This is a genomic window from Stutzerimonas stutzeri (genome assembly GCF_019090095.1).
In the GTDB taxonomy this organism is placed as follows: Bacteria; Pseudomonadota; Gammaproteobacteria; order Pseudomonadales; family Pseudomonadaceae; genus Stutzerimonas; species Stutzerimonas stutzeri_AN.
The window spans coordinates 991459-1015661 of the sequence record NZ_JAGQFP010000002.1 but is presented as its reverse complement, the minus strand read 5'-3'; the positions used below and the strand labels follow the sequence as shown (position 1 = coordinate 1015661).

Sequence of the window (24203 nt, the reverse complement as noted above, 5' to 3'; positions counted from 1 at the left end):
GAACACAAAGGAGCCCCGGACATGACTGACCGTGAACAGACCGCCGTGATCTGTGGCGGGACCGCAGGCGTAGGCCGCGCGACGGCTCACGCGTTCGCCCAGGCGGGCTACCGCGTCGCCGTGATTGCGCGTGGTGAGCAGGGCCTGGCGGACACTCGCAACGAGCTGGAAGCGGCTGGGGCGAAAGTTCTGGCAATTGCCGCGGATGTCGCCGACCCCGAAGCTATCGATCAGGCGGCCGATCGGATCGAGGCGGAACTGGGGCCGATCGAGATCTGGGTCAACGCGGCGATGGCGACGGTGTTCGGCCCGGTGAACAAGATCAGCGCGGCGGAATTCAAACGTGTGACCGACGTGACCTATCTGGGCTTCGTGCATGGCACGCTGGCGGCGCTGCGGCATATGGAGTCTCGCAACCGCGGCACCATCGTCCAGGTGGGTTCGGCGCTGTCCTATCGCGCGATACCGCTGCAATCGGCCTACTGCGCCGCCAAGTTCGCCATTCGTGGGTTCACCGACTCGCTGCGCTGCGAACTGATCCATACCAACAGCCGGGTGCGGCTGACCATGGTGCAGCTGCCAGCGCACAACACGCCGCAGTTCGACTGGTCGCGCAACAAGATGCAAAAACGACCGCAGCCGGTCCCACCGATCCATACGCCTGCTGTGGCAGCGCGCGCGATTGTCCGCGCGGCAACCGATGCGCCGCGCGAACTGTGGATCGGACGCGCCTCTTTTCAGGCGATTATCGGCAACATGTTCATGCCCGGCCTACTCGACCGGATGATGGCCAAGCAGGCCTGGAGTGGGCAGATGACCGACTCGCCGGCCGGTGATGAACAGCCTGACAACCTGTTCCATCCCGTAGAGGGCCTGCACCGTCTCGAAGGGCGCTTCGGCGCGCAGGCCAAGGACAAGGCACTGGGCCTCAGTTCCGAATCCGTGGGCAAGCTGGCCACGGGCGCCTTGGCACTGGTAATGGTGATTTGTGTAGCGGCAGTAGTTGCCATTGCCCGCTAGCTAGCTGGGTGGCAACGACTAGACCATGCAAGAGCGCGTTATAGACCGGCTACAGCTACGTTAATCAGCAGAGCCGAGGCTCAGGGCGGCGTTTATCAAACCGACATGAGAAAAGGCCTGAGGTACATTCCCTAAATGCTGGCCGCTTCGGGTGTCGAACTCCTCAGCGAACAGGCCGTGCTCACCCTTGCGTTGCAGCAGCTGTTCGTAAAGTTCCTTTGCCTCTCGAGGCCGGCCGGTTTGCACTAATGCCTCGACCAGCCAAAAGCTACAGATGAAGAAGGCGCCTTCTCGGCCCTCTAGCCCATCCGAAATTTCAGCAGGGTAGCGCCGTAGCGCGCCGCCGCCTTCGTCCAGTTGTTTGCGGATCATATCGACCGTATTGACGAAACGTTCATCGCCGCCTTCGACGAAGCCAACACGCGCTAATAACAGGAGGCTAGCATCCAGCCTATCGTCATCGAAGGCCCGGACGAAGTTATTGCCGTCGGCGCTGAGACCACGGCGCAGGACTAACTGACGTAGAGCCTCGGCCTGATTGACCCAACTTTCCTCATCTCCGTCTAGGTCATGGCGGCGCTTCAGCCATAGCGCACGCTGTAGACCGGCCCAGGCCATGACCTTGGAGTGCACATAGTGGCGCGGCGCGCTGCGCATCTCCCAAATGCTTTGGTCAGGCTCCTGCCAGTGCGCTGCAATGAAATCAGCAGCGGCGCGCATATGAGGCCAGTGCGCCCGCATCGCATCGTCGCCCATGCTATCGCAGATGCTCACGCACTCCAGCAACTCGCCATAAACATCCAGCTGAAACTGGCCATCAGCAGCGTTACCCACACGCACCGGCCGCGAGCCGCGATAGCCATCAACCCCTTCGATATTACGTTCTGGCGGTGGCGCAGCTCCGTTTACATCGTATAGCACGGCCAGCGGCGTCCCATGCTGCTCAATGGTTCGCTGCATCCACTGGGCCCAACAATGTGCCTCATCCCGACAACCGAGGCCGAAAAGAGCACCAAGTGTCAGCCCCGCATCTCGAAACCAGGTGTAGCGGTAATCCCAGTTCCGCTCCCCGCCCAGGTGTTCAGGTAGGGAAGTGGTTCCGGCGGCAACGACCGCTCCGCTGGGTGCGTAAATCAATAACTTAAGGCTAATCGCGCTGCGTACCACGGCGCCTCTATATGCTGCGGGGCACTCCAGCGCTGCGCACCAGTCGCGCCACGCAATCAGGGTCGCCTCAATCCGCGCGGGTACAGATTCAATCGACACAGGAACGGGTGGGGCATCTTGCTCTAAGGAAACGCTTAGAGAAACTCCCGCACGCCCTCCTGCATCTACTGAGATCGCTCCCTTCCAGCCTTCGCCGTCCGGATACAGTGCGCAGTCCGCTTGAAGCAACAGCTGTTGACCCATATAAGAATAGGTTAACCCTTCGGCTGAAATGCTTGCCTCACCGGCTACGCTTCCGAAATCTGGACGCGGCTCAAACTGCAGAGTGAACTCACAGCGGCCAGCTAAGCCGTCTACCTGCCAAAGCAAGCGTTGCTGATCGTCCGATCCAGGCCACTCCATACAAAGCGTGACACGGGCGGACCCGGACGCGCTGTGCACTTCGAACTCTAATACTGCAGAATCGTCCAGATAATGCGTTTTGACGTCACCCGGTGTCGACAGCTGTAGCCGCCCGCCACGTTGACGGTCGAGCAGCGGCCAAATCATCGGTGTGGCATCGAAGCGCTGGGGACAGAACCATTCCACGTTGCCATCTGGGCCCACCAATGCCATGGAGCGACCATCACCGATGGCCGCCAGCGAAGCGATCGTTGGATATTCTGCCTTTCCAGCTGCCAGTTGCTGATTAATTCTCATAGTTCTCTTCGTGTCGGTGCGCTTACAGACGGTTCAAAGGCCAGTCTGGACTGCTGCTTCAAAGCGGCAGGCTCGCGTTGAGGTAATAAATGCATTGAAGTTGGCATGAAGAGTAACCCGACGTACGCCGGCTTATTTTTAACCATAACGATGTCGCTTTTCGAAGCGCAAGCCGCGCGAAAATACAAGAAACAGATTATTAGTCGACTGCACGATTAATCAGTAGTTTCAATTGCGATTGTGATTTGTCAGACTCGATAGATCGAATAGCAAAATCTTTTCCAAGCATGCATTCGTATAGCTCAATAATTCAGTTCTATGCTTACAGAAATGTAATCAAGTTTCCGCGCCATAAATAGATTGATGATCTAGCCTGAAAAGTTCTATTCGCCTGTCCTGCGGCGGCGCTGGCACAAGGCAGTCGTACAACACTGGAGTTACGGACCATTCGGCCGTATGACTTTGCCAGGAGAACCAATAATGGTTTTGCGAATCTTCTCATCGCAGAGATTGGCTTTGCTGCTGCTTCTGCTTACCGCCCTGCAACTCAGTGGCTGCGCCGTTTCCCCACGCCTGAAACCAAGCGACCAGCCAAGCGTAGCTGGCAAAACCTTCGTCATCACTGGTGCCTCCAGTGGCTTCGGTCGCGGCGTGGCGCTCAGGCTTGCCGCTTTGCAAGGCGACGTGGTGCTGGCGGCCCGCCGAACCGCGGTGCTCGAAGAACTGGCTACGCAGATACGCGAGGCAGGAGGGTCGGCACTCGTAGTGACCACCGATGTGAGCAAGCCAGCCGACATACAAGGCCTGGCCCAAGCCGCCATCGAACGCTTCGGCAGTATCGACGTGTGGATCAACAACGCAGCGGTCGGAGCACTGGGGCGCTTCGAAGACGTCCCCGTCGAGGACCATGCGCGGGTTGTGGACGTCAATCTCAAGGGCGTGATCTACGGAAGCCACGCGGCCATGCGCCAGTTCAGAACTCAGGGCTTCGGCACGCTGGTCAACGTCGGCTCGGTCGAGAGCGAGATACCGCTGGCTTACCATGCCTCCTACGCAGCGACCAAAGGTGGAGTGATGAATCTCGGGGCAGCAATCGCCGAGGAGATTCGCCTGAGCGGCAGCGAGACTATTAGTGTCGCCACTGTTATGCCCTGGGCTGTGGACACACCGTTCTGGGAACACGCGGCCAACTACACCGGCGGCACGCCACGCATGGCCGCAATGGACGGCCCTGAGCAGGTGGTTGAAGCCATCGCCTGGGTCTCGGTCAACCCGCGCAAACGTCTGCCGGTAGGCTGGAAAGCCCGGGGCGCAGTGATCTCGCATTCGCTGTTCCCCTCTCTCACCGAGCGAATCGCGGCGAACATCGCGCACCGCTGGCAGATCGAAAAAGCTCCGCCAGCACCGCCAACAACGGGTTCGCTTTACAAGCCAATGCACTCTGGCACTGGTGTGGAAGGCGGCGTGCGTGAACGTATGGAGCGGGAAGAGACTGCACGAGAGCAATCGAAATAACGCCGGCTATTACCGGTTGATCGAGCTGGCTTGGGATGAAATACCCGTGCTGGTGATTTCTGGTAATGAGCTACCAGTTTATGCGGGTGAGCGGCCGCTCGGTCAAAAAACCGATAGCTTACAAAAATGTAATCACTAGCTCAGCTTCATGACAGGGTAGATTAACTAATCTGCAGAAGTAGATGGTCCAAGACACGGCATAAAATGGTTCTAGTCCATTGAAACAGGCTCAGTAGCAACGGCCGCAGCTTTCACTACGGAGGTCACCTCTATGAAATCGTTGATACCTTTTTACCTTGTCGGATCGCTGATGCTGTCTCCCATGGCTTTGGCTGAAGGAGGAAGCGACCGCACTCTCGAGCGCCTTCAGCAACTGCGCGATAAAGCTGAAGCGGTTTTGGTTCAAGCAGAGAAAGCGCCAGTCTGCGAGCGCCAAATGCATATGAAAGAACATATGGGAATGCTCGAAGAAATGATGAGCCAGCTCCATAAAGATCATCCAGGACCAAACGTCTCTACCGAGGAGCATTTGGCTTGGATGGAGAAGCACGACAAATTGGTAGACGACGTACTGGAACAAATGATTCGCGAGCATAAGCTGATGACGGCTGATAGGGAGTGTCATCAGTAATAATTCTCTACTCTTCCAGGATTACGATTACAACGCTCTCTGGCTCTGCACCGCCCGACCAGGTGCCAGGTCGGGCGTAAATCCTATGGGGCTGATCGACGTAATTCTGATCAGCACTGGTTTTCTCCCAACTTGATAGGATCGTTGATGAGGATTAGTTTCGAAAAGGCTGTAGGCGGGCCAGAAAAAACGCTCCTCTACACTGCCAAAAGAGCAGAGGTGCTGAGCAACAATATAGCCAATGCTGATACACCCAATTTCAAAGCCAGGGATTTGAATTTTGCCTCGGTGCTTGCCGCTCAAAACAAGCAGGCAATTAACACTGAGTTTTCACTGGCCAAAACTAACCAGAGTCATATAAATACTGGTGGCTTGGAGGTTACTCTTAGCGATGCGGCCCTACTCTACAGGGTTCCCAATCAACCGTCGCTTGATCAGAACACAGTCGACGTTCAGGTTGAACAAGCAAAATATGCGGAAAATTCGATTCGTTTCCAGGCTGCATTTACTCGGCTGAACGGCGCATTCAAGGGTTTAATGATGGCCCTGAAAGGTGAGTGAAAAAGCAATCTTCCTTTGGCTCTGCGCCCGTAAGGAACCTCTGGGCTGTGCGAGACAGGCTCTCACTCGCTTTTAAACAACAGTCCCTCAATTCGATCGTGTTCTTCCCGTGTCGGTAGAGCGGTTGAATCTACATTGTCATCACTATCCGACTCGTCGTTTTTCGGCGAACCACGTTCAGGGTGGTAACCGCCATCTGCGTCGAACGCTACCCACCCGTACCACTCTCGGATGACCTTAGACGGTTGGCCGTCTTCCATTGCCACATACCAGTCCGCCAATCGAAAACGCTTACCGGCAAGCTTCGAAGTAGCCCTTTCGGCTCGAACCAACGCGAGATAGAGCGGGTGCGGCAGCTTTTCTATGGCTCCGGTTTCGTCGAGCAAGAAAGTGAACGAGGCGTGCGATAGTTGCTTTGTGGAACCGGCCAGCTCCTCTTCCTCGCCTAAGGTAAACACAGGAGCAAAGCCGCCCCCCTCCGTTCGAAAGTTGGTCGTTTGGCCTTGGTAGACCCTGGCAGCGTTCCACTGCACCTCGCCAGCATAAGCGTACGCGCGCAGGTCAAACTTCATTGGTCGTACCTGAGGGTCGGCGACGGTTCTACGCTCGCCAGGAGCTATAAGGGACTGGGCCAAGTAGTTTCCGCCAATGATTTCTTCCCAAACCCGCTTGGTGAGCTTGTCTCCTCGGTACGCACCGCGACTACCAAAACCGCTGACAGGCTTGAAAAAGAGGCTACGGCGGTTTTGCCAGAGGTGCTCCGCATTGCGATGCTCGACAGGAACCGTAAGCGGGACGTACTGGGCCAATACGGCTCGGACTTGCTGATCGACGCCAATCTCTTCCAAAAAACGTGCGTTGGTTAGGTCAACCAACCGGCGTTTGTCGGCATAAAGGGCATAGGCCTGAGGATGTGGCGTTACCGTCACGACATCAGCCAAATAAGCGCTGCGCAGCGCGCTGCAATTGTCGCCTTCCAGATAGAAATCGGTGAGTCGGTTGTAGACGAGATCCACAGGCTTCCCGTCGACCAAGAGGCACTCGTTGTGAAAGGCCAGATCGGCTGGGTCCGCGATTAGGCAGTCGATTCCTGCTGACTCGAATAACCGCTGAAAAAGAAGGAACTCCGGATACAGGTATTGGGCTTGTGGGCTTTCATCCAAGATCACCACGCGCGTGAGCGGACGTGGCTCGCCGCTCGTAGACCATTCCTGGGCGAACATATCCAGAATCGAACGCTCGAAGCCGCCGGGTCCTTCCTGACCTGGCGAAAGCCCGACTACGCCGCTGCAACAACTACGCTGCGCGCGGGCGAGCAATACGTTTAGCATCGCTCCGCCCGCATTTGTGTTTATTTCGATGAGCCCAAGCTTGTCATCATCCAGATGGAAGTCGTAGCCAAAGAAGACGCCGCGCGCGCCCCGAGGATCGTGTCGGGCAATAGGAGGTGCAGAATCCAGAGCATGCTCACGCCAACCGGGCGAGCTCACGGTCTGCTCGATGGCCTGAATAACCTCATTAACCTGGCGCAGCCGCAAGGATGAAACAAAGACCGGTCGTGCTGCAAACACATGAGGGCAACGTGACTTCAATAGCTCCGACAGCTCTGAATTCCCAAGCTGTTCGGTCAATGAGTTTACGAGCGCAGCTTGATCTAGGCTTACGCAGAAGCACGCTTCGTTGAGCGCTGCGGCTGTCGTACCGCATTTTCTCGATGAGGACGCTTGCACGGGAACCTCCAGAACCAAACATACAGCTTCGAAAGTCTCGGCCTCTTTCGGTTCAGCCTGGCGTTTCTATGAGCGTAGGTCAGGGTCGTTGCTGGCACTCTGCCATTAACTAGACATAAGCTTTGGAAGCGTCATTGTGAAAGTCGTATGCCCCTCAGCTGATTCGCAAGCGATGCGCCCTTTGTGCGCTTCGACTATCGAACGAGTGATAGCCATGCCGAGGCCCGCATTCATGGTGGTTCCTTCGCGCCTTGCGGTGTCGACCCTATAGAATCGATCAAACACTCGGGCCTGAAGCTCGGCTGGAATCGTTGTGCCTCGGTTGGATATGGCTGTGCAAACCGAGCCACCGCTCTCGCTTATTTCAACGCTGATGGTGCTGCCTTCCTCTGCATATCGAACTGCGTTAGAGACTATGTTTGAGACGGCCCGTCTCAGCATCGATTTATCGCCATGTACCGATCCATCGCCTGAAAGCGCGATTTCTACCTTTTTGTCCTCGGCTGCAAGCTCGTAATATTCGATAACGCTCGCGGTAATCTCAGCCATGCTGGCATCTTCGGCATTGGGCGTAATCTTCCCGTTGTCCGCCTTGGCGAGGAATAGCATGTCATCGACCATCTTTGACATGCGCCTAAGTTCTTCGAGGGCGGAATACAAAATGTCTTTGTAGTCGGTATTCTCGCGGTCGCGCAAGAGCGCGACCTCCATTTGGGTAAGCATGCTGTTCAGCGGCGTTCTTAGCTCATGCGCGATATCCGCTGAGAAACCTGACAATCTGAGAAAAGAGTCGTCCAAGCGCGAAAGCATTTCGTTGAAGTTGTCTACGAGTTCATGCAGCTCGCCTGGCACCGACTCGGTAGGAATTCTGGTATCTAAGCAGTGGGCGGTTACCGTAGAAGAAGTCTTGGACAGTTCGTCTATTGGTTTTAAGCCTTTCCTGATCAGAACAACACCTAACGCGCCACTCAGAAGTGCACTAACGACAAGCGTATAAGCAAACCACTGCTGAATCATATCGAAGAAGTGGATTCGGTGCGTTACATCCAAAGCCAAATAGATAACAGTGTCCTGCCCTTCTACCCACCGATTTACTTTTCTGGTAATTCCGCTGTACTGGTGGCCACCGAAACTTACCGTCCAGCGTTCCTCTTGGATGTCTGTGACAAGAGGTAGCAAGCTCTCAGACAGATTGTGATGGGAGTAAACCGTCTTACCGTCTACTACAACCGCAGTCGCGAAGCCAAAGGAGTGCTCAATAACGGCATCGATCCTTGAAGCGGTCTCAGGCCCGAATGCTGAGCTGTTGAGTAGCGTACGCTCTACTGCAGCGGCCTTTTCATTAAGCACTTGTGCATCTTTGCGTTCGAAATGGAGCTGACAAAAATAATTAAAGCTGATTGCGGCCGCCAGCAGCACAACCGTAACCACGAGCATGAAAGCTATCGCCATTCTGCTCGTCAGTGACACTTTTCCCATCAGTACGGTCCTGGTTAGGCCATCAAGCACAAAAAAGCAGGTGGGGCACCCCCCACCTGCTTCGATCATTGTTACTCACACCCTCATATCCTATGCTGCGTCTGGATTTTCGCCATTTTGCGAGTGGTCGGCTTTGGCGGCCCCCATCATCTCACGACACTCTTTCATCATTCCACGCATGTCACCCATCATTTCCATATGCTTGTCGCCGCTCATCATGCCGGTTTCTGAATGGCTTTGGTCCGCTTTATCTGCCGCTGCGAAACTCAGTCCGCTCGCCAAGGTGATTGCGATTGCTGTAACGGTGATGGCCTTTCGCATGTTAAATCTCCAAGTTCAGTGGGTTATTCGCTTTTGCTTAACAAGGTGTTTTCGCCAACGTTGGGCTCCTTGGGCTTGTCGCACTTACCGCTAGACATATGCTTCATGCATACGACCATCATCAACAAGCAGGGCAAGAGAAAGAGCAGGCTTGGCAGCGTTGTTGCCAACGCCGCAGTGCTTTGGTTCAGTAGCATGTAGCCAACCACAGCTGCGGTTAACCCCGTTACGACCGGATTGCGCTGCAGTACGCTTTTAATCTTGGATATTATGCTGCTCATCTAACTATCCCTCGGATATTAAGCTTGGCAGATTAGCCATTGTTCACGCCAACTGGGGTGCTCAGGAACTCTACCGTATGGATCTTCCCGTCGGGGGTCTTGACCTTCATCTCATACGTCTGGACTTGGGCACTAGTTCTATAGTTTTGAATCATTCGAGTCGTGCCGGTCGCCCCTGCAGGTGCGATGCTCAGCACTTGACCCTCTTTGACAAGCTCCTTAAGGGTGGGCTTTGCTCCTGCCGAGTCATTTAAGCGATTCAGCGTACGTTCGCTTCCGCCTTCGGCCATTGCAAGCGAGGAAGCAACGGTCAGAATAAAAGGAACGATTACTTTGGTTATGCGGTTCATGGTTTGCACCTCTTGGTTAGTTGATGCCTGTAGATTAAAGGCTTGCTACTTACAAGAAGCTGTTGCCAAGGTTACAAAGCGGTAATCGCTTCATTCTCGTGTTGGTACGACCGCCGCGCCTGCGGCGGTCGCTTTCTGCTCTTTACTGCTTTTCGATGCGCGTAATGGTGGAATCCATACCTTTCGAGGAGAACTCGAATTCGACCTGGTCCCCTTCTTTCAGCGTTTGGAGCTGATCAGGCTTCGCTTTGAAGCCCATCGTCATAGAAGGCCAACCCAGCGCTTCGACCGGGCCGTGTGCAATGGTCACGGTGCCGCTCTCGGTGTTTACTTTCTTGACTGTGCCGATGGCTGTAGCGGTCTGTCCCGCCGACTTCTGGTCCATTGGCATGTTCATGCCTTTGTGATCCATCGGCATGCCGTCCATTGGCTCCTTGTCGGCGGCATAGGCGACTGGCACCAGGAAGAGTGAGGCAAGGGTGATGTGCTTAATGTTCATGGATGTTCTCCAGTGGGGTTGGTTGCTTGCTGGGTGGTAACTCGCAATTGCCGGCGGCGCATCAGCAGGTAAGCTGCCGGCAGAACGAACAGGGAGAGCAAAGGGGCGGTGATCATCCCGCCCACCATGGGCGCGGCGATGCGGCTCATGATTTCGCTGCCGGTTCCGCTACCCCAGAGGATGGGCAGCAGACCGGCGATAATCACTGCTACGGTCATGGCCTTGGGGCGCACCCGCTGCACAGCGCCTTCGCGGATTGCGTCGAGCAGTACGCCTTCGCCATGGGCTCCAGCGTTAACCCGATCTGTCCATGCCTTCTTCAAATACAGCAGCATAATGACGCCGAACTCAGCAGAAACGCCTGCCAGTGCGATGAAACCGATTCCTGTCGCTACGGATAGGTTGTACCCGAGCAAATAGAGGAACCAGACGCCACCGGTTAGGGCGAATGGCAGCGTGGCCATGATCAGCAACGCCTCCCCAAAGCGCCCAAACGTGAGGTAGAGCAAGACAAAAATGATGAGCAAGGTAGCCGGCACGACGAGCTTCAGCTTCGCGTTAGCTCGCTCCATGAATTCGAATTGGCCGGAATAGCTGATGCTCATGCCGGATTCGAGCTGGACCCCTTTGCTGATCTTTTCCCTCAGATCGCCCACCACAGCCGCCATGTCGCGGCCACGAACATCGACGTAAACCCAGCCCGACAGCCTTGCGTTTTCGCTTTTAAGCATGGGCGGTCCGTCTGTCACCTGTACTTTGGCCACGGTCCCCAACGTGATCTGGCTGCCTTGCGGCGTGTAGATCGGTAGGTTGCGCAGATCGGATATCGAGTCGCGCCACTCGCGGCCATAGCGGAGGTTGATCGGATACCTGGCGAGCCCTTCCACGGTTTCACCAATGGTTTGACCACCGATGGCACCGGCCACGATCGATTGCACGTCCGCGATATTCAGGCCGTAGCGTGCGGCGGCGACACGATCGATATCCACATCGATATACCTGCCGCCGGTCAGTCTCTCAGCAAGCGCCGAACTGACCCCAGGCACCGTTTTGGCGATTTTTTCCACTGCCTGGGTGGCTTTGTCGATCTGTGCCAAGTCAGTGCCATACACTTTCACCCCGATCGGGCTCTTGATACCCGTCGCCAGCATATCGATACGGTTTCGAATCGGCGGGATCCACAGATTGGCTAATCCAGGTACCTGTACGGTGCGATCCAACTCCTCAACCAGCTTGTCAGGCGTCATCCCAGGGCGCCATTGATCCTTCGGCTTGAACTGAATGGTCGTCTCGAACATTTCCAGCGGGGCGGGATCTGTAGCGGTGTCGGCTCGACCAGCCTTACCGAACACGTGTGCAACTTCTGGAACCGTTTTTATGAGCCGGTCCGTCTGCTGCAGTAGCTCAGAAGCCTTCTGAGCGGAGAGGCCTGGAAGCGCAGTGGGCATATAAAGGAGGTCACCTTCATCCAGCGGGGGCAAGAACTCCCCACCAAGGCGAGAGGCCGGCCACAAGCCTGTCAGGAAGACCAGAACAGCCACCAGCAGAGTCATCTTGGGCCAGCGCAGTACCGCGTCCAGGGCCGGCTTGTAGATCCAGATGAGGCCACGGTTGAGTGGATTACGGTGTTCGTCAGGGATTTTGCCCCTGATCCAATACCCCATGAGCACCGGAACCAGCGTGACAGACAGGCCCGCGGCGGCTGCCATTGCATAGGTTTTGGTGAACGCCAGTGGACCGAACAGCCGGCCTTCCTGCGCCTCCAGGGTGAACACTGGTATGAACGACAGCGTGATGATCAGCAGGCTGAAGAACAGTGCCGGCCCCACTTCAACAGCCGCGTCAGTAATGACCTTCCAGTGCTCCTGGCCCTTCAAGGTGGAGTCAGGATGCCGCTTGTGCCAGGCCTCAATGTGCTTGTGGGCGTTTTCGATCATGACGATTGCTGCATCGACCATCGCTCCGATGGCGATCGCGATGCCACCCAACGACATGATGTTGGCGTTGATGCCTTGCCGCTGCATGATCACAAAAGCAATCAGGATGCCGATCGGCAACGACACGATGGCGACCAACGACGAGCGCAGATGCCACAGAAAAATCGCGCAAACCAACGCAACGACAATGAACTCCTCGATGAGCTTGTGCGTGAGGTTTTCAACGGCACTGTCGATCAGCTTGCTACGGTCGTACGTCGTGACGATTTCGACGCCTTGGGGCAGGCTCGCTTTCAGCTCATCCAGTTTGGTCTGAACGGCAGCGATGGTTTCCCGAGCGTTCTTGCCGCTCCGCAGGATCACCACGCCGCCGACTACCTCACCTTCACCGTCAAGCTCGCTGATGCCCCGGCGCATTTCCGGGCCGAGCTGGATATGCGCAACGTCCCCTAGCGTCACTGGCACGCCGCCGTCGAGACGCAAAGGAATGGCTCGAAAGTCTTTGAGTGTCTTGAGATACCCGGTCGCACGGACCATGAACTCGGTTTCTGCGAGTTCCAGAACACTCCCGCCGGTTTCACGGTTGGCTTCATCGATCGCCTTTGCAATCTGCTGCTGCGTCACGCCCCGGCTGGCCATCCGTATAGGATCCATTACGACCTGGTACTGCTTGACCATCCCGCCTATGGGTGCGACTTCCGCCACGTTGGGTAGTGTCTTTAGTTCATAGCGCAGAAACCAATCTTGCAATGAGCGCAGCTGTGAGAGGTCATGCTTGCCCGTTCGGTCTACCAAGGCATATTGGTAAATCCAACCGACACCTGTGGCGTCAGGCCCCAAGGCGGGTTTGGCGGCGGCAGGGAGCCGGCTCTGAACCTGACTCAGGTACTCCAGCACACGTGAACGGGCCCAATAAAGGTCTGTGCCGTCTTCGAACAGGACGTACACGTAGCTGTCCCCAAAGAAGGAGTAGCCGCGAACCGTTTTGGCACCGGGAACAGACAGCATGGTCGTCGTAAGCGGGTAGGTGACCTGATTCTCGACAATCTGCGGCGCCTGCCCTGGGTATGGCGTGCGAATGATGACCTGAACGTCGGAAAGGTCTGGCAACGCATCGACAGCAGTGTTCTTGACCGACCAGATACCCCAGGCCACCGCGAACAAAGTGGCCAGCAGGATCAGAAAGCGGTTGGCTACTGACCATCGGATTATGGCTGCAATCATTTCTGGCCCCCGAGCTTCTCGATGCGCTCGATGACCAGGCCTTCGTCGCTTTCACGCACGCCCACACGGACGCGGTCGTCGACTTGCAAGCCTGACAGCAGGGATTGATCCGCAACCGGAAAGGACATGGTCATCCCAGGCATGTTCAGCGTCTTGAACGGCCCATGCGACAGGCCAACCATGCCATCTTCCAGGCTGACGATCGTACCTTCAGCCTCGTGCAGCGCAGGTTCTGTAGAAGTTGCAGGCTCCTCCAAACCCTGAGCGGTCAGCCCGCGTAGGCTCGCCTCTGAATCCAGGAGAAACTGACCGGACGCCACGACCTTCTGACCGGCTTCCAGCCCTTCAAGCACCTCTGTCTGGTCATCGAATTCCCGGCCTGTGCGAACCTCAATCGGGCGGTAACGGCCTTGATCCTCGGCCAGCATCACCAATGCGCGCCGACCGGTGCGAATGACCGCCTCGGACGGGATGACCAAGACATCTTCGACGTTGCGACTCAACGTCACCTCGGCCGTCATGCCGGGACGAAGCCGTTGTTGCGGGTTAGGTAGCTCGACCCGGACACGCACAGTGCGGCTATCCAGGTTGGCCTGCGATAGTACCGTCTGGATCGTTCCTTCCAGCGTTTCACCCGCAAAAGCGGGCAGGCGCGTTGTTACTGATTGCCCTGGCGCTAAATTTGCGATCCGCGCCTCTGGTACTGCAACTTCTAGCCAAACCGTGTCCAGCCCGTTGACGCGCGCAAGAGTAGCGCCGGCGGGTACGGTCATGCCCTCGCGAACGTCGAGGCTGTTCAGCACGCCGCCTATTGGACTCGTCACTGTCCAAACGGGGCGCGCTTTACCAGTTCGTTCTAGCTGCACTATGACTTCTGGCGGCATGCCAGCAAGGCGCAACCGCTGGCGAGCCGCTGCGAGCAGCTGGGGTTGGCCGACCCCTTTGAGCGCCAGGTACTCTTCCTGTGCGGCAGCCCATTCGGGAACCAAAAGATCGGCTAACGGCGCGCCTTTTTCGATGACATCCTCCGGTGCTCGGTCGTAAACGCGCTCGACAAAGCCACCGGCACGCGCCTGCACAACCGCCACGTCTCGCTCGTCAAACATCAACGCGCCTGTCGCTTCGAGCGACTGGCTGATCGATTCACGCGTTACGGTTGCCAAGCGCACGCCGAGATTCTGCGTCACGCTCGGGTCGATACTGATCGATGCCCCGTCGCTTCCCTCATCTGCATAGCGTGGAATCAATTCCATATCCATGAATGGCGACTTGCCCGGCTTATCGAACTTTTGCTGGGGGACCATAGGGTCATACCAATAGAGCACTTCCTTGTCTTCTTCTGCAGGCGATTGTCCGAAGGCTGCGGTAGGCAGACCGATTAGCGCTGCAGCGCTAATCATCAGAGGCAGACTGAAGGCGAGTACCAGCCGCTTGTGTTGGAATGTCATGGTCGGGTATCTCCAAAGGCGAAATGCAGGCGGGCATTGCTCAACGATCGATCGCGGGCGACGTCAATACGCCGTAGCCGGGTCTCCACAAGCTGTCGTCGCGCTTCGATCACAGCGGTCAGCTCACCGCTTCCGGAGCGGTAATCGGCCATGGCAAGGCGGACCTTCTCTTCAGCGAGGGGTAGTAAGGTTTTGTCGAGGCGGATGAGTGCGCGGTCCAGACGCTGATACTCAGCGAGGTCAGTACTCAGCTCTTGGTTGTACAGGCGCAAGGTCGCTTGGCGCTGAGCCTCGATCTGGGCAAGGCGAGCTCGTTCGGCCGCGATCTTCGGATCCTGCCGAGAGCTGGTAAACAGCGGCAGGTCGAAGCTGACGCTGAGGTTCACCATGTCGCCGTACTCACGGCCACGTCGCAGGTAGTCGATCCCCCAGCTCCAATCCGGTGTTTTCTCTGCGATGGCCTGGTGAACCTTTGCCTCCGCTTCACGAGTCATCGGGTCGAAGGCGAGTAACGCCGGGTGCCGGTTCAGGTTGTGCTGATAGTTATCAACGGCGGCAAGCCATTGCGGCCAGTCACCTGTAAGCGGCTGGCCTGCTAGCTCGCCTATCCAGCGCCGGAGGCCGGCCCGCGCAACAGCCTGGTTACGCAGCAGCTCATCCTCTTGTTCAGCCAGCAATGCTGCCTCTTGCCTCGGAAGTACGCTGTCTGCGGTTTGTCCGCTGCCGCCAGCAATGCGGGCCTGAACAGCCCGCGAAAGGAGCTGATTCTCGCTGTAAAGCTGCTTGAAAAGGCTTAGCTTCTGCTCGACCGCGAAGCTAGCGATCCATGCCTCGGCGGTTGCTTGGCGCACACCGAGACGTTCAACCGTTTGCTGGGCGTTTGCGAGCGCAACACTAGCCTGCGCGGCCTCGACACGAGCGCGCCTTTTCGCTCGGTTTGGCACATCTTGCATGACCCCAACCATTTGCATGGTCATGGCCTCTTGCTCCAACTGCCAGCGAGCGTCACCTTCGATGGGCACGCTTTGCAGTCCAAGCTTAAGTTTAGGGTCAGGAAGCTCGCCGGCAGGGATTGCAGCGCTGCGTGCGGCCACCAGGTTGGCGGCTTGCGCATGCAGCGAAGGCGCGTCTTGCTCGGCCACGCTCAGAGCTTGTTCTAAGGTCAAAGCGGACGCTAACCCTGGAAACGAGAGCGCGCCCATGATCAAGGCGGCCACGTACGGCGGCGCCCAATAAATACGGGGTTTCATTTGCGAAGGATTCCTGATCTTTCATGCGAGCCAAAGGCGCGCGGTAGCCGGCCCGAATGCTCACTCGGGCGGTTCCTATAATTTGATCGGAATTAGACGCGGGGTGGATGCCAGACGGCGTCTAAAAGGCTAGAGGGGATCAGGCCGTTATAGGGAGTGGTCACGGGTTTAGCAGCAGGCATCAGCTGGGCTTTTATTGAGACAAGCTGAAGGATACTTGCAGTTTTGCATTCTTGGCCCGTCTTGCAGACGGTCGCCGTTCCATGCTCATTCGCTTCACAGCACTCGGGCTCAGCGCCGCTGACGCCAGCCATCGACGCGTGGCTGGCTGCCATAGCCTCTATGCCTACCCTATCAGGCATTACGTGATGCGCTGACGACCCAACCGGCATGAGCAATTGCGCCATCCCGTTGATCGGAAGCGCGAGCACTAGCAGCAGGACAAGGAAGGAGCGCATGTAGGACTTCATATTTCCAGCTTACGGGGCAATTCATGAGCAATCAATGAGGCTTCGGTCGCTTCGCAACCGAAGCCTAAGCCTAAGCCTAAGCCGACAGGCTTCAAACTACACGCGTTTGACGGAGCCGGAGTGCGTTGAACACAACCGATGCTGAGCTGAGGCTCATGGCCAGGGCAGCAATCATCGGAGACAGCAACAGTCCGAAGAACGGATAGAGCAGACCTGCGGCAATCGGGATGCTCAACCCGTTGTACATAAAGGCAAACAGAAGGTTCTGACGCATATTGCGAACCGTCGCCACCGAAAGCGTGCGCGCGCGCAGTATCCCCATCAGGTCACCTTTAACGAGCGTAACTTGGGCGCTGTTCATGGCGACGTCAGTGCCCGTGCCCATCGCTATGCCGACATCAGCCCTGGCGAGCGCCGGCGCATCATTTATTCCGTCGCCTGCCATGGCGACTACTTTACCTAGGGCTTGTAGCTTAACCACCAGCGCCTCCTTGTCCTGCGGCTTCACTTCGCCATGCACCTCATCGATCGATAGCTCACGAGCCACCGCGCGGGCAGTGGTAAGCCCGTCGCCGGTGGCCATGATGACTTGCACGCCCTCCGCTTGGAGCCGCGCTACAGCTTCCTTGGAAGTCGGTTTGATTGGGTCCGATACGGCCAGCAAGCCGGCAAGTGCCCCATCAACAGCCAGGTACACAATGCTGGTACCGCTCTCGCGCATTTTTTCTGCCTGATCTCTCAACGGCTCGACGCTCACACCCGCATCTTCCATAAGCGCGGTGTTGCCTAGTTGTAGCTGCTTGCCTTCCACCAGACCACGGACTCCGATACCTGACCCTGACTCGAAGGTCTCTGGCTTCGCCAGCTGGATACCTTCGCTTCTGGCATGGTCTACGATCGCGAGGGCTAGGGGATGCTCACTACCTTGATCCAAGCTGGCAGACAAACGGATGACTTCCTGCGAGTCAAACGGCGTGACGCCTATGGCCCGATCGAAGACAGGTCGGCCCTCGGTCAAGGTTCCTGTTTTATCGACAATCAGCGTGTCTACCTTACGGACGTTCTCGATGGCGCCTGCGTCTCTGAAAAGCACTCCGCTTCCAGCCGCTTTGCCTGTGGCAACCATGATCGACATAGGCGTTGCAAGGCCAAGTGCGCAAGGGCAAGCAATGATCAGAACCGCAACTGCATTGATCAGGCCGAATACCCAGCCCTGCTCGGGTCCAAACAGGCCCCATGCAAAGAATGTCAGCAAGGCGATACCAATGACCGTCAGCACGAAATAACCCGCAACCGTGTCCGCCATTCGCTGCATGGGTGCTTTGGAGCGTTGCGCATTCGCAACCATCTGGACGATTTGTGAAAGCATAGTCCCGGAGCCAACCCTGGTGGCTCGCATGACAAGCGAGCCGCTCGTGTTCATCGTCGCGCCGATAAGCGAATCGCCTGTCCGCTTCGTCACCGGAACCGGCTCGCCCGTTAGCATGGATTCGTCGACGGCGCTCTCGCCCTCTAACACCTCTCCATCAACGGGTACCTTTTCACCAGGACGAACGCGCAGATGGTCGCCCTCGTGAACATGTGTGAGCGGGATGTCCTCCTCGGAACCATCCTTGGCGATACGGCGAGCTGTTTTGGGTGATAAGCCAAGCAGGGACTTGATTGCGGAAGATGTCTGAGAGCGGGCCTTCAGTTCGAGCAGCTGACCTAAAAGCGTCAGTGAAATGATGACCGCTGCGGCTTCGTAGTAAACGCCTATCCGGCCGCCCACAGTGAATGACTCTGGAAATATGCTCGGTAAGACGGTTGCTACGATGCTGTAAATATACGCAGCCCCTGTGCCAAGCCCGATCAACGTCCACATGTTTGGGCTGCGATGCTTAACTGATGCGAAACCGCGCACGAAAAATGGCCAACCTGCCCACAAGACAACCGGGGTCGTAAGGGCTAGTTCAACCCAGTTCTGGCTAGCGCCGTGAAACAGCGGTATCGCATGTCCCGCCATTGCCAACAGGGTTACTGCTACGGTCAGGGGCAGAGACCACCAGAATCGCTTCGAGAAGTCCTTGAGTTCGGGATTCTCCTCCTCGTCGAGTTCAGGGATCAGCGGTTCTAATGACATCCCGCAGATAGGGCAATCACCTGGCCCCATTTGGCGAATCTCAGGGTGCATTGGACAGGTGTACTCGGTCGTTACATCACCGTCGGGTGCCTTCTGTGCCGCCGACGTAGAAGCCTGAGACGACGCCCTATGATCCTGCTGTGCAGTGAGATATCTAGCAGGATCAGAACGAAACTTGGTCTGGCAACCCTGGCTGCAGAAGCGGTAAGTGCTTCCCTGATAGTGCTCTTGATGCTCGCTGTCCTCTTTCACCTTCATCCCGCAGACGGGGTCTGTGAGTCCTGCAGAGCCTTTCGTTTGGTCAGGCTGATGATGGCAATGCGAGGAGGTCATGCGGGCTCCTTATGGATTGGTTAGCAACGAACAGCCTACTGCGGGGACGTTTGTGGTTTTTCCGATGCTTACAGCGTCCGACAACCAATATATGCAAAGCGTCCTGACCAAAGGCTGAAGTAACCATTACATTTCTGTCAGGTTCTCCGGTATGTCAGGTCGTACGAATGCTGAAGCGAGCTGCTGAAAAAAGTAGCTCGCGCGAATACCGCTTGCTGGCCTAGCCTATGCCTCCCTTATCCGAAGCCCGGCCGCTTTCTTTTAATGAATACCGAACCGTGCAAAGCCTAAGCGCAGGTGCTCTGTTTTGATAGAAGCCGTAATTTTTGATGTCTATGGCACACTCCTGCAAATCAGTGAACGACGGCGGCCATTTCGCAAGCTCTTAAAACAGGTACGCAGCCAAGGTCGTCAACCTAGGGCCGATGATGCCAGGACATTGATGACACGAAACTTGGGGCTGGCCGGCGCCGCCGACCTGTTTGGTACACAACTAGGTAACGATGAGCTTGCTATTTTGGAGCTTGATCTCTACGCGGAACTGGCCAGCGTGCGTCCCTATGATGATGCCCTGCGGGCACTGGAAAGCCTTAAGAGAGCGGGGCTGAAAGTGGCGCTGTGCTCCAACTTGGCTACCCCCTATGCCATACCTGCCAAGTTGCTACTGCCTGAGTTTGACGCCTATGCCTGGAGCTTCGAGGTGGGCGCGATCAAACCGGAGCCAGCGATCTACGAACATCTGCTAAAGCGGTTGGGTTGCAAAGCGTCTTCCATTGCAATGATCGGCGATACATTGGAGGCCGATGTGTTCGGTCCCGAAAGGCTGGGAATGCATGGCTTCCACCTCCAGCGCGATGCCATCCGTGGTCCTGACCGATTAGCTAGCCTGATCGAATTTGCAGACCACATTTTGGGCACGGGGACTGTCACTAGAACGTAGCACTAGCGCACATCGAGGTCGCCTCCAGCTATCGGCCTTCAGTTCAAGCACTCACAACTCGCTTGTAGTGCTTTTCCTGACGATGGCGCTCCCAAAGTCCGTTCGCGCATTGGCCGCAGCGGTTGTGATCACTCAGGCATTCGTAGAGCTGATTGGTTAAGCGGGGCTACCACCAACAGCGTGAAGGAAAGCCGATCAGTGCGGCTTCGTCTCGCTGATGGACTTTGCAGCCCACGTTCTACAATACCCACCATCCGCTAACGGCTAAAGCTGCGTCGCCAGTTTTAGCTGACGCCGCTAGACCCGGATGGCTTAGAGGCATGACGACGCCTTTTTCTGTAACGGGAGCTTCTTTAGCTCTTGAGCGCCAGAATACGCCGAGCGCCGTTTAGAACGATGAATCCCACAACGGTACCGATAATCAGGTCTGGGTAGTTTGACCCAGTCCAAGCGACGAGCGCTCCGGCGACTATAACCCCCATGTTGATGACCACATCATTGGCGGAGAATATCCAGCTCGCTTTCATGTGAGCACCACCTTCCCGGTGTTTGGAAATCAGCAGCAAACAACCCGTGTTGGCGAGCAATGCCAGGAACGCGACGGCCATCATTATCAGCGACTCGGGCTCGCTGCCGAATATAAAGCGTCTGACCACCTCTACGAGCACGCCGAGGGCCAAAATCAGCTGGAGCACACCAGCAAGGTGTGCAGCACGCACCTGCAGATTGACGCTGCGCCCAACCGCATAAAGGGCCAGGCCGTACACTGCCGCGTCAGCGAACATGTCGAGCGAATCGGCAATCAGACCTGCGGACCTGGCGATCAGGCCAGCAGTCATCTCTACCACGAACATGAAGGCGTTGATGCCTAGCAGTAAACGTAGGGAGCGGGATTCCTGTGTAGAGTTCGCCGGATTCTCGGCGGCTTTGATCATCTCTGGGTCTGCCGCGACAGTTTTCTGAAGAGTGGCGCCTAGCCCTAACGTCGCCAGCTTTTTGGTTATGGGCTCAACGGCACTGTCATGCATGACATCTAACCGACGGTCCGACAGATCAAAAGTCAGCTTCCGAACTCCGTCCAAACCATTCAGCGCCAAGCGGATCATTCGCTCTTCTGATGGACAATCCATCTTGGGCACGGCGTAAACACTGACCCATTGCCCCGTCGTATCGGAAGGGTTTTGCACATCGGCATCAGCGGCTGGCGTCGCATCGCAGCCGCAGGGACCATCGGACTTGCTCATGATACGGCTCCACTTGAAATCGAAGATGGGATCATTAAAAGCCTTATAGCTACTATAAGGTCAATAACGCAGAGCCGATGAGGATTCACACGATGCGCATTGGTCAGTTAGCAAGGCTAATAGGGATTGATACACAGACGATCCGCTTCTATGAGCAGCAGGGCTTGTTGCCACCGCCTGATCGCCAGGCGAACGGCTATCGTGTCTACACCGAGAAGCATGGCGAGCGGCTAGCTTTCATCCGGCGCTGCCGAATCTTGAATCTGTCACTTCCAGAGATTCACGCACTCCAAAGCTACCAGGATGACCCTCGCCAGCCTTGTACGGCCGTCAATGCCTTACTCGATGATCACATTTCTCAAGTCAGATCCCAGATAACCGCTCTGCAATCACTCGAACGACAACTCGTTTCACTGCGGGCTAATTGCAACGATGGGCGGGAAGTTGAGGCTTGCGGCATTCTCGCCGGAATTAGCGAGGACGCATGCATTAAATGAACGGCGTTGGGGCTTGCGGGCCTGGTTACCCGGCCAACGCGCATGCCCTCGAAATGGTTGTTTGTCCCTGTGGTTTTTGCCCCTTCGTAGTGATGGCTGTCTCCGTGCGGTATCACTTTGAGTCAGGCCTGCCGAGGAAACGTGAGTTCAAACGTGGTCCGACCGTCTTTGCTGGCGACGGCCACGTGGCCTTTGTGGAGGTTCATCACTGAGCGGACAATCGCTAGCCCCAATCCTGCCCCGCGAGGTTGTATGCCGTTAACGCGGTAAAAGCGGTCGAACAGATGTGGGAGATGATCCGATTCGATAGTCGCGCCATGATTGGTGACAGCCAGCGAGACGATGTCTACGTCCTCCTCAAGGATCTTAAGTTCGACCGTACTGCCAGTATTTGAATGCCGCAGCGCGTTGGATAGCAGGTTGGAAATGGCCCGCTGGACCATAAGTCGATTTCCCAAAATCATGGCATCGCCCGTTACTGTCGTAGCGACTCCCGCTTCTTCGGCAAGGACTTCGAAGTATTCACATACGCGCCTCGCCTCGCTTCCTAAAGATAATTGTTCGAGCTTCAGTGCTGGGCTGGCGTGGCTGGCCTGGGCGAGAAACAGCATGTCTGACACGATTCGATCCATGCGTTCGAGTTCTTCAACCGACGACTCGATCACCTCCCGATAATGCTCCTTGCTTCGCTCACGCACCAAAGTCACCTGCGCCTTGCCTATCAGGTTGTTCAGCGGAGTTTTTAACTCATGAGCCACATCGTCCGAGAATTGTGACAGTTGCTGAACGCCGTCATCGAGTCGATGAAGCATTACGTTGAGGCTGTGCGCCAATGCCTGGAGCTCTTGCGGAAGCCGATCGGTGCGGATTCGAGGTGATAGATCCTGTGTAGATACCTTAGTCGCCAAGGCCCGGAACTTGCGAAGCGGCCGCAAGCCATTTTGGGCGATTAGCCATCCAGCCAATCCGATCAATATCAGTAGCATCGGCACGGTCACTAAGGCCGAGCGCAGGAATGCAGCCACCAGCCGTTGATCGGCACTGCGATCTTGCGAAAGTAAAAGCGTCATTGGAGCCAGTCCCGGGACTTGGATTTGCTTGCGCCCGGTTAGCATCTGCACGCCATCTTTCGTTGTCCAGCCAAGATAGTCGCCGTCCCTGCTCACGAGATCCAGCTGCTGCGGCGCATTGGCGAATCGGCCGATACTGAAAATGGGTGATTTCGCTGTATCGCCGATGACCGTAATCGAAAGGTTGTCATGGCCGAGTACGGTATCGCTCAATGCGTGTTGCCAGGAGCGGCCCATACGGGCTTTGGTGTCTTCGAGGAGTCCATGATCGATCTGAGAGAGCTTGGCCGTCACTTCCTCCTGGGCGCGCAGTTCCAGTTGGCGCACCAGTACCCAGTAGCTCAGTGCAATCAGCAGCGCGACCAAAGCGGCGCCGGTCAGTGTGATTTGAAGCGCGAGACGCGATGCGAGGCTGAGTGGCTTCAAGGCCGCGCCTCCAGCACGTAGCCCACACCCCGGATGGTGTGTATCAGGCGATCGCCGAAGGGTTCGTCCACTTTCATCCGCAGGCGACGAATCGCAACATCCACCACATTGGTATCGCAGTCGAAATTGATGTCCCACACCATGGCAGTTATTTCCGTACGCGTGAGGACTTCGCCAGTCCGGCGCATGAGCAGATGCAATAACGCAAATTCTTTGCTGGTGAGGTCGATACGCTGACCGCTCCGGTAAGCCCTATGCCGGGCCGGGTCCAGTTCGAGGTCGGCTACACGCAGGTTGCTCGGAAGTGTGACTGCCTCGCCTCGCCGCAACAGTGTCCGGATACGGGCAAGCAGCTCGGGGAACTGGAACGGCTTGACCAGATAGTCGTCGGCGCCCGATTCCAAGCCGCGGACTTTTTGCTCTAAGCGGCCATTGGCAGTCAGCATGATGACGCGTGTCTGCTTACGCCGCCTGATGAGTTCGAGAACCTCCCACCCATCCATGGTTGGCAGATTCACATCTAGCAGCACGATGTCATAGTCGTTCTGCAGTGCCAGGTGAAACCCATCGAGGCCATCACTTACGCAATCGACCAAGTAACCACATTCGATAAGACCCTGCTGCAAGTATTCCGCAGCTTTGATCTCGTCTTCGACAACCAGGATGCGCATGTTTTGAGGTAACTCGGCAAGGAGGTGCGCGGTAAGCGGAACCAAAAAAATCCATGTAGTAACTAGGTCAAGACGAAAGCGGCTTGGCTCTAGCGTGAAAGGCAGAGGCGAAAAGATCTGCCCAGGGAAGCGGGAAGCACTTTAACGCGGTAAAAGCCCTGTGAGGGCTATCTTGCGAATTTGTAATCTACCGGTCATTTGGTTGACCCGCAGCGCGAGCGGGTGCACCAAACGAAAAAAGGCGCCCTGATGGGCGCCTGAAACACATCTTCAAACCAAGGGAGCAAAACTAAAGAAGATGTGGTGTTGCTCATGGTG

The 24203-nt window shown here is 56.5% G+C and carries 20 protein-coding genes and 1 pseudogene; 7 read left to right on the top strand and 14 right to left on the bottom strand.

Annotated elements, in window-relative coordinates; genetic code table 11:
* Window positions 1-21 precede the first annotated feature (21 nt).
* Window positions 22-1020, top strand: a complete 999-nt coding sequence (locus KVO92_RS14210) for an SDR family oxidoreductase (RefSeq protein WP_003298780.1) — start codon at window positions 22-24, stop codon at window positions 1018-1020.
* A 60-nt stretch (window positions 1021-1080) separates the two neighbouring features.
* On the opposite strand, the gene KVO92_RS14205 is transcribed toward KVO92_RS14210, so the two are convergent.
* The gene (locus KVO92_RS14205) at window positions 1081-2886 is read right to left on the bottom strand and encodes a glycoside hydrolase family 15 protein (RefSeq protein WP_003298782.1); all 1806 of its coding nucleotides are present in this window, start codon (window positions 2884-2886) and stop codon (window positions 1081-1083) included.
* 456 nt (window positions 2887-3342) lie between these two features.
* On the opposite strand from KVO92_RS14205, the gene KVO92_RS14200 reads away from it, so the two are divergent.
* From KVO92_RS14200 to flgB, 3 genes are all read left to right on the top strand, one after another.
* Complete coding sequence (locus KVO92_RS14200) at window positions 3343-4401, top strand: SDR family NAD(P)-dependent oxidoreductase (RefSeq protein ID WP_254621440.1); 1059 nt, start codon at window positions 3343-3345, stop codon at window positions 4399-4401.
* 271 nt (window positions 4402-4672) lie between these two features.
* Window positions 4673-5032, top strand: a complete 360-nt coding sequence (locus tag KVO92_RS14195; protein WP_217476238.1) for a co-regulatory protein PtrA N-terminal domain-containing protein — start codon at window positions 4673-4675, stop codon at window positions 5030-5032.
* Window positions 5033-5179: 147 nt separating this feature from the next.
* The gene (gene flgB, locus KVO92_RS14190) at window positions 5180-5593 is read left to right on the top strand and encodes a flagellar basal body rod protein FlgB (RefSeq protein WP_046164420.1); all 414 of its coding nucleotides are present in this window, start codon (window positions 5180-5182) and stop codon (window positions 5591-5593) included.
* 62 nt (window positions 5594-5655) lie between these two features.
* Here flgB and KVO92_RS14185 read toward each other — a convergent pair whose 3' ends face one another.
* From KVO92_RS14185 to KVO92_RS14140, 10 genes are all read right to left on the bottom strand, one after another.
* Window positions 5656-7224: a hypothetical protein gene (locus KVO92_RS14185; RefSeq protein WP_231975561.1), complete on the bottom strand. Its 1569-nt coding sequence runs from the start codon at window positions 7222-7224 to the stop codon at window positions 5656-5658.
* A gap of 204 nt (window positions 7225-7428) precedes the next feature.
* On the bottom strand, window positions 7429-8802 hold the full coding sequence (locus KVO92_RS14180) for a heavy metal sensor histidine kinase (RefSeq protein WP_003292645.1): 1374 nt from the start codon (window positions 8800-8802) through the stop codon (window positions 7429-7431).
* Window positions 8803-8892: 90 nt separating this feature from the next.
* Complete coding sequence (locus KVO92_RS14175; protein ID WP_003292646.1) at window positions 8893-9123, bottom strand: hypothetical protein; 231 nt, start codon at window positions 9121-9123, stop codon at window positions 8893-8895.
* Window positions 9124-9146: 23 nt separating this feature from the next.
* The gene (locus tag KVO92_RS14170; protein ID WP_003292647.1) at window positions 9147-9404 is read right to left on the bottom strand and encodes a DUF2933 domain-containing protein; all 258 of its coding nucleotides are present in this window, start codon (window positions 9402-9404) and stop codon (window positions 9147-9149) included.
* A 32-nt stretch (window positions 9405-9436) separates the two neighbouring features.
* A complete protein-coding gene (locus KVO92_RS14165) occupies window positions 9437-9754 on the bottom strand; it encodes a co-regulatory protein PtrA N-terminal domain-containing protein (protein WP_003292648.1) in 318 nt (105 codons plus the stop codon).
* 142 nt (window positions 9755-9896) lie between these two features.
* Complete coding sequence (locus KVO92_RS14160; protein WP_102829505.1) at window positions 9897-10253, bottom strand: copper-binding protein; 357 nt, start codon at window positions 10251-10253, stop codon at window positions 9897-9899.
* Window positions 10250-13414 (bottom strand): efflux RND transporter permease subunit, encoded by a 3165-nt coding sequence (locus KVO92_RS14155; protein WP_217476237.1) that lies wholly within the window; start codon window positions 13412-13414, stop codon window positions 10250-10252. Before KVO92_RS14155 ends, KVO92_RS14160 begins: the two co-directional genes overlap by 4 nt.
* Complete coding sequence (locus KVO92_RS14150; protein ID WP_217476236.1) at window positions 13411-14862, bottom strand: efflux RND transporter periplasmic adaptor subunit; 1452 nt, start codon at window positions 14860-14862, stop codon at window positions 13411-13413. The genes KVO92_RS14155 and KVO92_RS14150 overlap by 4 nt, the downstream gene beginning before the upstream one ends.
* The gene (locus KVO92_RS14145; protein WP_003292652.1) at window positions 14859-16112 is read right to left on the bottom strand and encodes a TolC family protein; all 1254 of its coding nucleotides are present in this window, start codon (window positions 16110-16112) and stop codon (window positions 14859-14861) included. Before KVO92_RS14145 ends, KVO92_RS14150 begins: the two co-directional genes overlap by 4 nt.
* 561 nt (window positions 16113-16673) lie before the next feature.
* A complete protein-coding gene (locus tag KVO92_RS14140; RefSeq protein WP_217476235.1) occupies window positions 16674-19037 on the bottom strand; it encodes a heavy metal translocating P-type ATPase in 2364 nt (787 codons plus the stop codon).
* Window positions 19038-19344: 307 nt separating this feature from the next.
* Between KVO92_RS14140 and KVO92_RS14135 the strand changes: the two genes are divergently transcribed.
* Together KVO92_RS14135 and KVO92_RS22660 are read left to right on the top strand one after the other, a co-directional pair.
* Window positions 19345-19977: an HAD family hydrolase gene (locus KVO92_RS14135; RefSeq protein WP_036998676.1), complete on the top strand. Its 633-nt coding sequence runs from the start codon at window positions 19345-19347 to the stop codon at window positions 19975-19977.
* Between the two features lie 34 nt (window positions 19978-20011).
* Window positions 20012-20137 (top strand): annotated as a pseudogene (locus KVO92_RS22660) (arsenic resistance protein); the annotation flags it as partial.
* Between the two features lie 193 nt (window positions 20138-20330).
* Here KVO92_RS22660 and KVO92_RS14130 read toward each other — a convergent pair.
* On the bottom strand, window positions 20331-21221 hold the full coding sequence (locus KVO92_RS14130) for a cation transporter (RefSeq protein WP_021210268.1): 891 nt from the start codon (window positions 21219-21221) through the stop codon (window positions 20331-20333).
* Window positions 21222-21313: 92 nt separating this feature from the next.
* Here KVO92_RS14130 and cadR point away from each other — a divergent pair, with 92 nt between their 5' ends.
* A complete protein-coding gene (gene cadR, locus KVO92_RS14125) occupies window positions 21314-21718 on the top strand; it encodes a Cd(II)/Pb(II)-responsive transcriptional regulator (protein ID WP_003292662.1) in 405 nt (134 codons plus the stop codon).
* A gap of 122 nt (window positions 21719-21840) precedes the next feature.
* Here the strand turns inward: cadR and KVO92_RS14120 are convergent, their stop codons facing one another.
* Window positions 21841-23214, bottom strand: a complete 1374-nt coding sequence (locus tag KVO92_RS14120; protein WP_003292663.1) for a heavy metal sensor histidine kinase — start codon at window positions 23212-23214, stop codon at window positions 21841-21843.
* Window positions 23211-23885 carry a heavy metal response regulator transcription factor gene (locus KVO92_RS14115; protein WP_008569962.1) on the bottom strand — a complete coding sequence of 225 codons (675 nt, stop codon included), beginning with the start codon at window positions 23883-23885 and terminating at the stop codon, window positions 23211-23213. The genes KVO92_RS14120 and KVO92_RS14115 overlap by 4 nt, the downstream gene beginning before the upstream one ends.
* Window positions 23886-24203: the final 318 nt, after the last annotated feature.

Coding starts and splice junctions, on each gene's coding strand:
- KVO92_RS14210 (WP_003298780.1), top strand. CDS start 22: ATGACTGACCGTGAACAGACCGCCGTGATCTGTGGCGGGACCGCAGGC.
- KVO92_RS14205 (WP_003298782.1), bottom strand. CDS start 2,886: ATGAGAATTAATCAGCAACTGGCAGCTGGAAAGGCAGAATATCCAACG.
- KVO92_RS14200 (WP_254621440.1), top strand. CDS start 3,343: ATGACTTTGCCAGGAGAACCAATAATGGTTTTGCGAATCTTCTCATCG.
- KVO92_RS14195 (WP_217476238.1), top strand. CDS start 4,673: ATGAAATCGTTGATACCTTTTTACCTTGTCGGATCGCTGATGCTGTCT.
- flgB (WP_046164420.1), top strand. CDS start 5,180: ATGAGGATTAGTTTCGAAAAGGCTGTAGGCGGGCCAGAAAAAACGCTC.
- KVO92_RS14180 (WP_003292645.1), bottom strand. CDS start 8,802: ATGGGAAAAGTGTCACTGACGAGCAGAATGGCGATAGCTTTCATGCTC.
- KVO92_RS14175 (WP_003292646.1), bottom strand. CDS start 9,123: ATGCGAAAGGCCATCACCGTTACAGCAATCGCAATCACCTTGGCGAGC.
- KVO92_RS14170 (WP_003292647.1), bottom strand. CDS start 9,404: ATGAGCAGCATAATATCCAAGATTAAAAGCGTACTGCAGCGCAATCCG.
- KVO92_RS14165 (WP_003292648.1), bottom strand. CDS start 9,754: ATGAACCGCATAACCAAAGTAATCGTTCCTTTTATTCTGACCGTTGCT.
- KVO92_RS14160 (WP_102829505.1), bottom strand. CDS start 10,253: ATGAACATTAAGCACATCACCCTTGCCTCACTCTTCCTGGTGCCAGTC.
- KVO92_RS14155 (WP_217476237.1), bottom strand. CDS start 13,414: ATGATTGCAGCCATAATCCGATGGTCAGTAGCCAACCGCTTTCTGATC.
- KVO92_RS14150 (WP_217476236.1), bottom strand. CDS start 14,862: ATGACATTCCAACACAAGCGGCTGGTACTCGCCTTCAGTCTGCCTCTG.
- KVO92_RS14145 (WP_003292652.1), bottom strand. CDS start 16,112: ATGAAACCCCGTATTTATTGGGCGCCGCCGTACGTGGCCGCCTTGATC.
- KVO92_RS14140 (WP_217476235.1), bottom strand. CDS start 19,037: ATGACCTCCTCGCATTGCCATCATCAGCCTGACCAAACGAAAGGCTCT.
- KVO92_RS14130 (WP_021210268.1), bottom strand. CDS start 21,221: ATGAGCAAGTCCGATGGTCCCTGCGGCTGCGATGCGACGCCAGCCGCT.
- cadR (WP_003292662.1), top strand. CDS start 21,314: ATGCGCATTGGTCAGTTAGCAAGGCTAATAGGGATTGATACACAGACG.
- KVO92_RS14115 (WP_008569962.1), bottom strand. CDS start 23,885: ATGCGCATCCTGGTTGTCGAAGACGAGATCAAAGCTGCGGAATACTTG.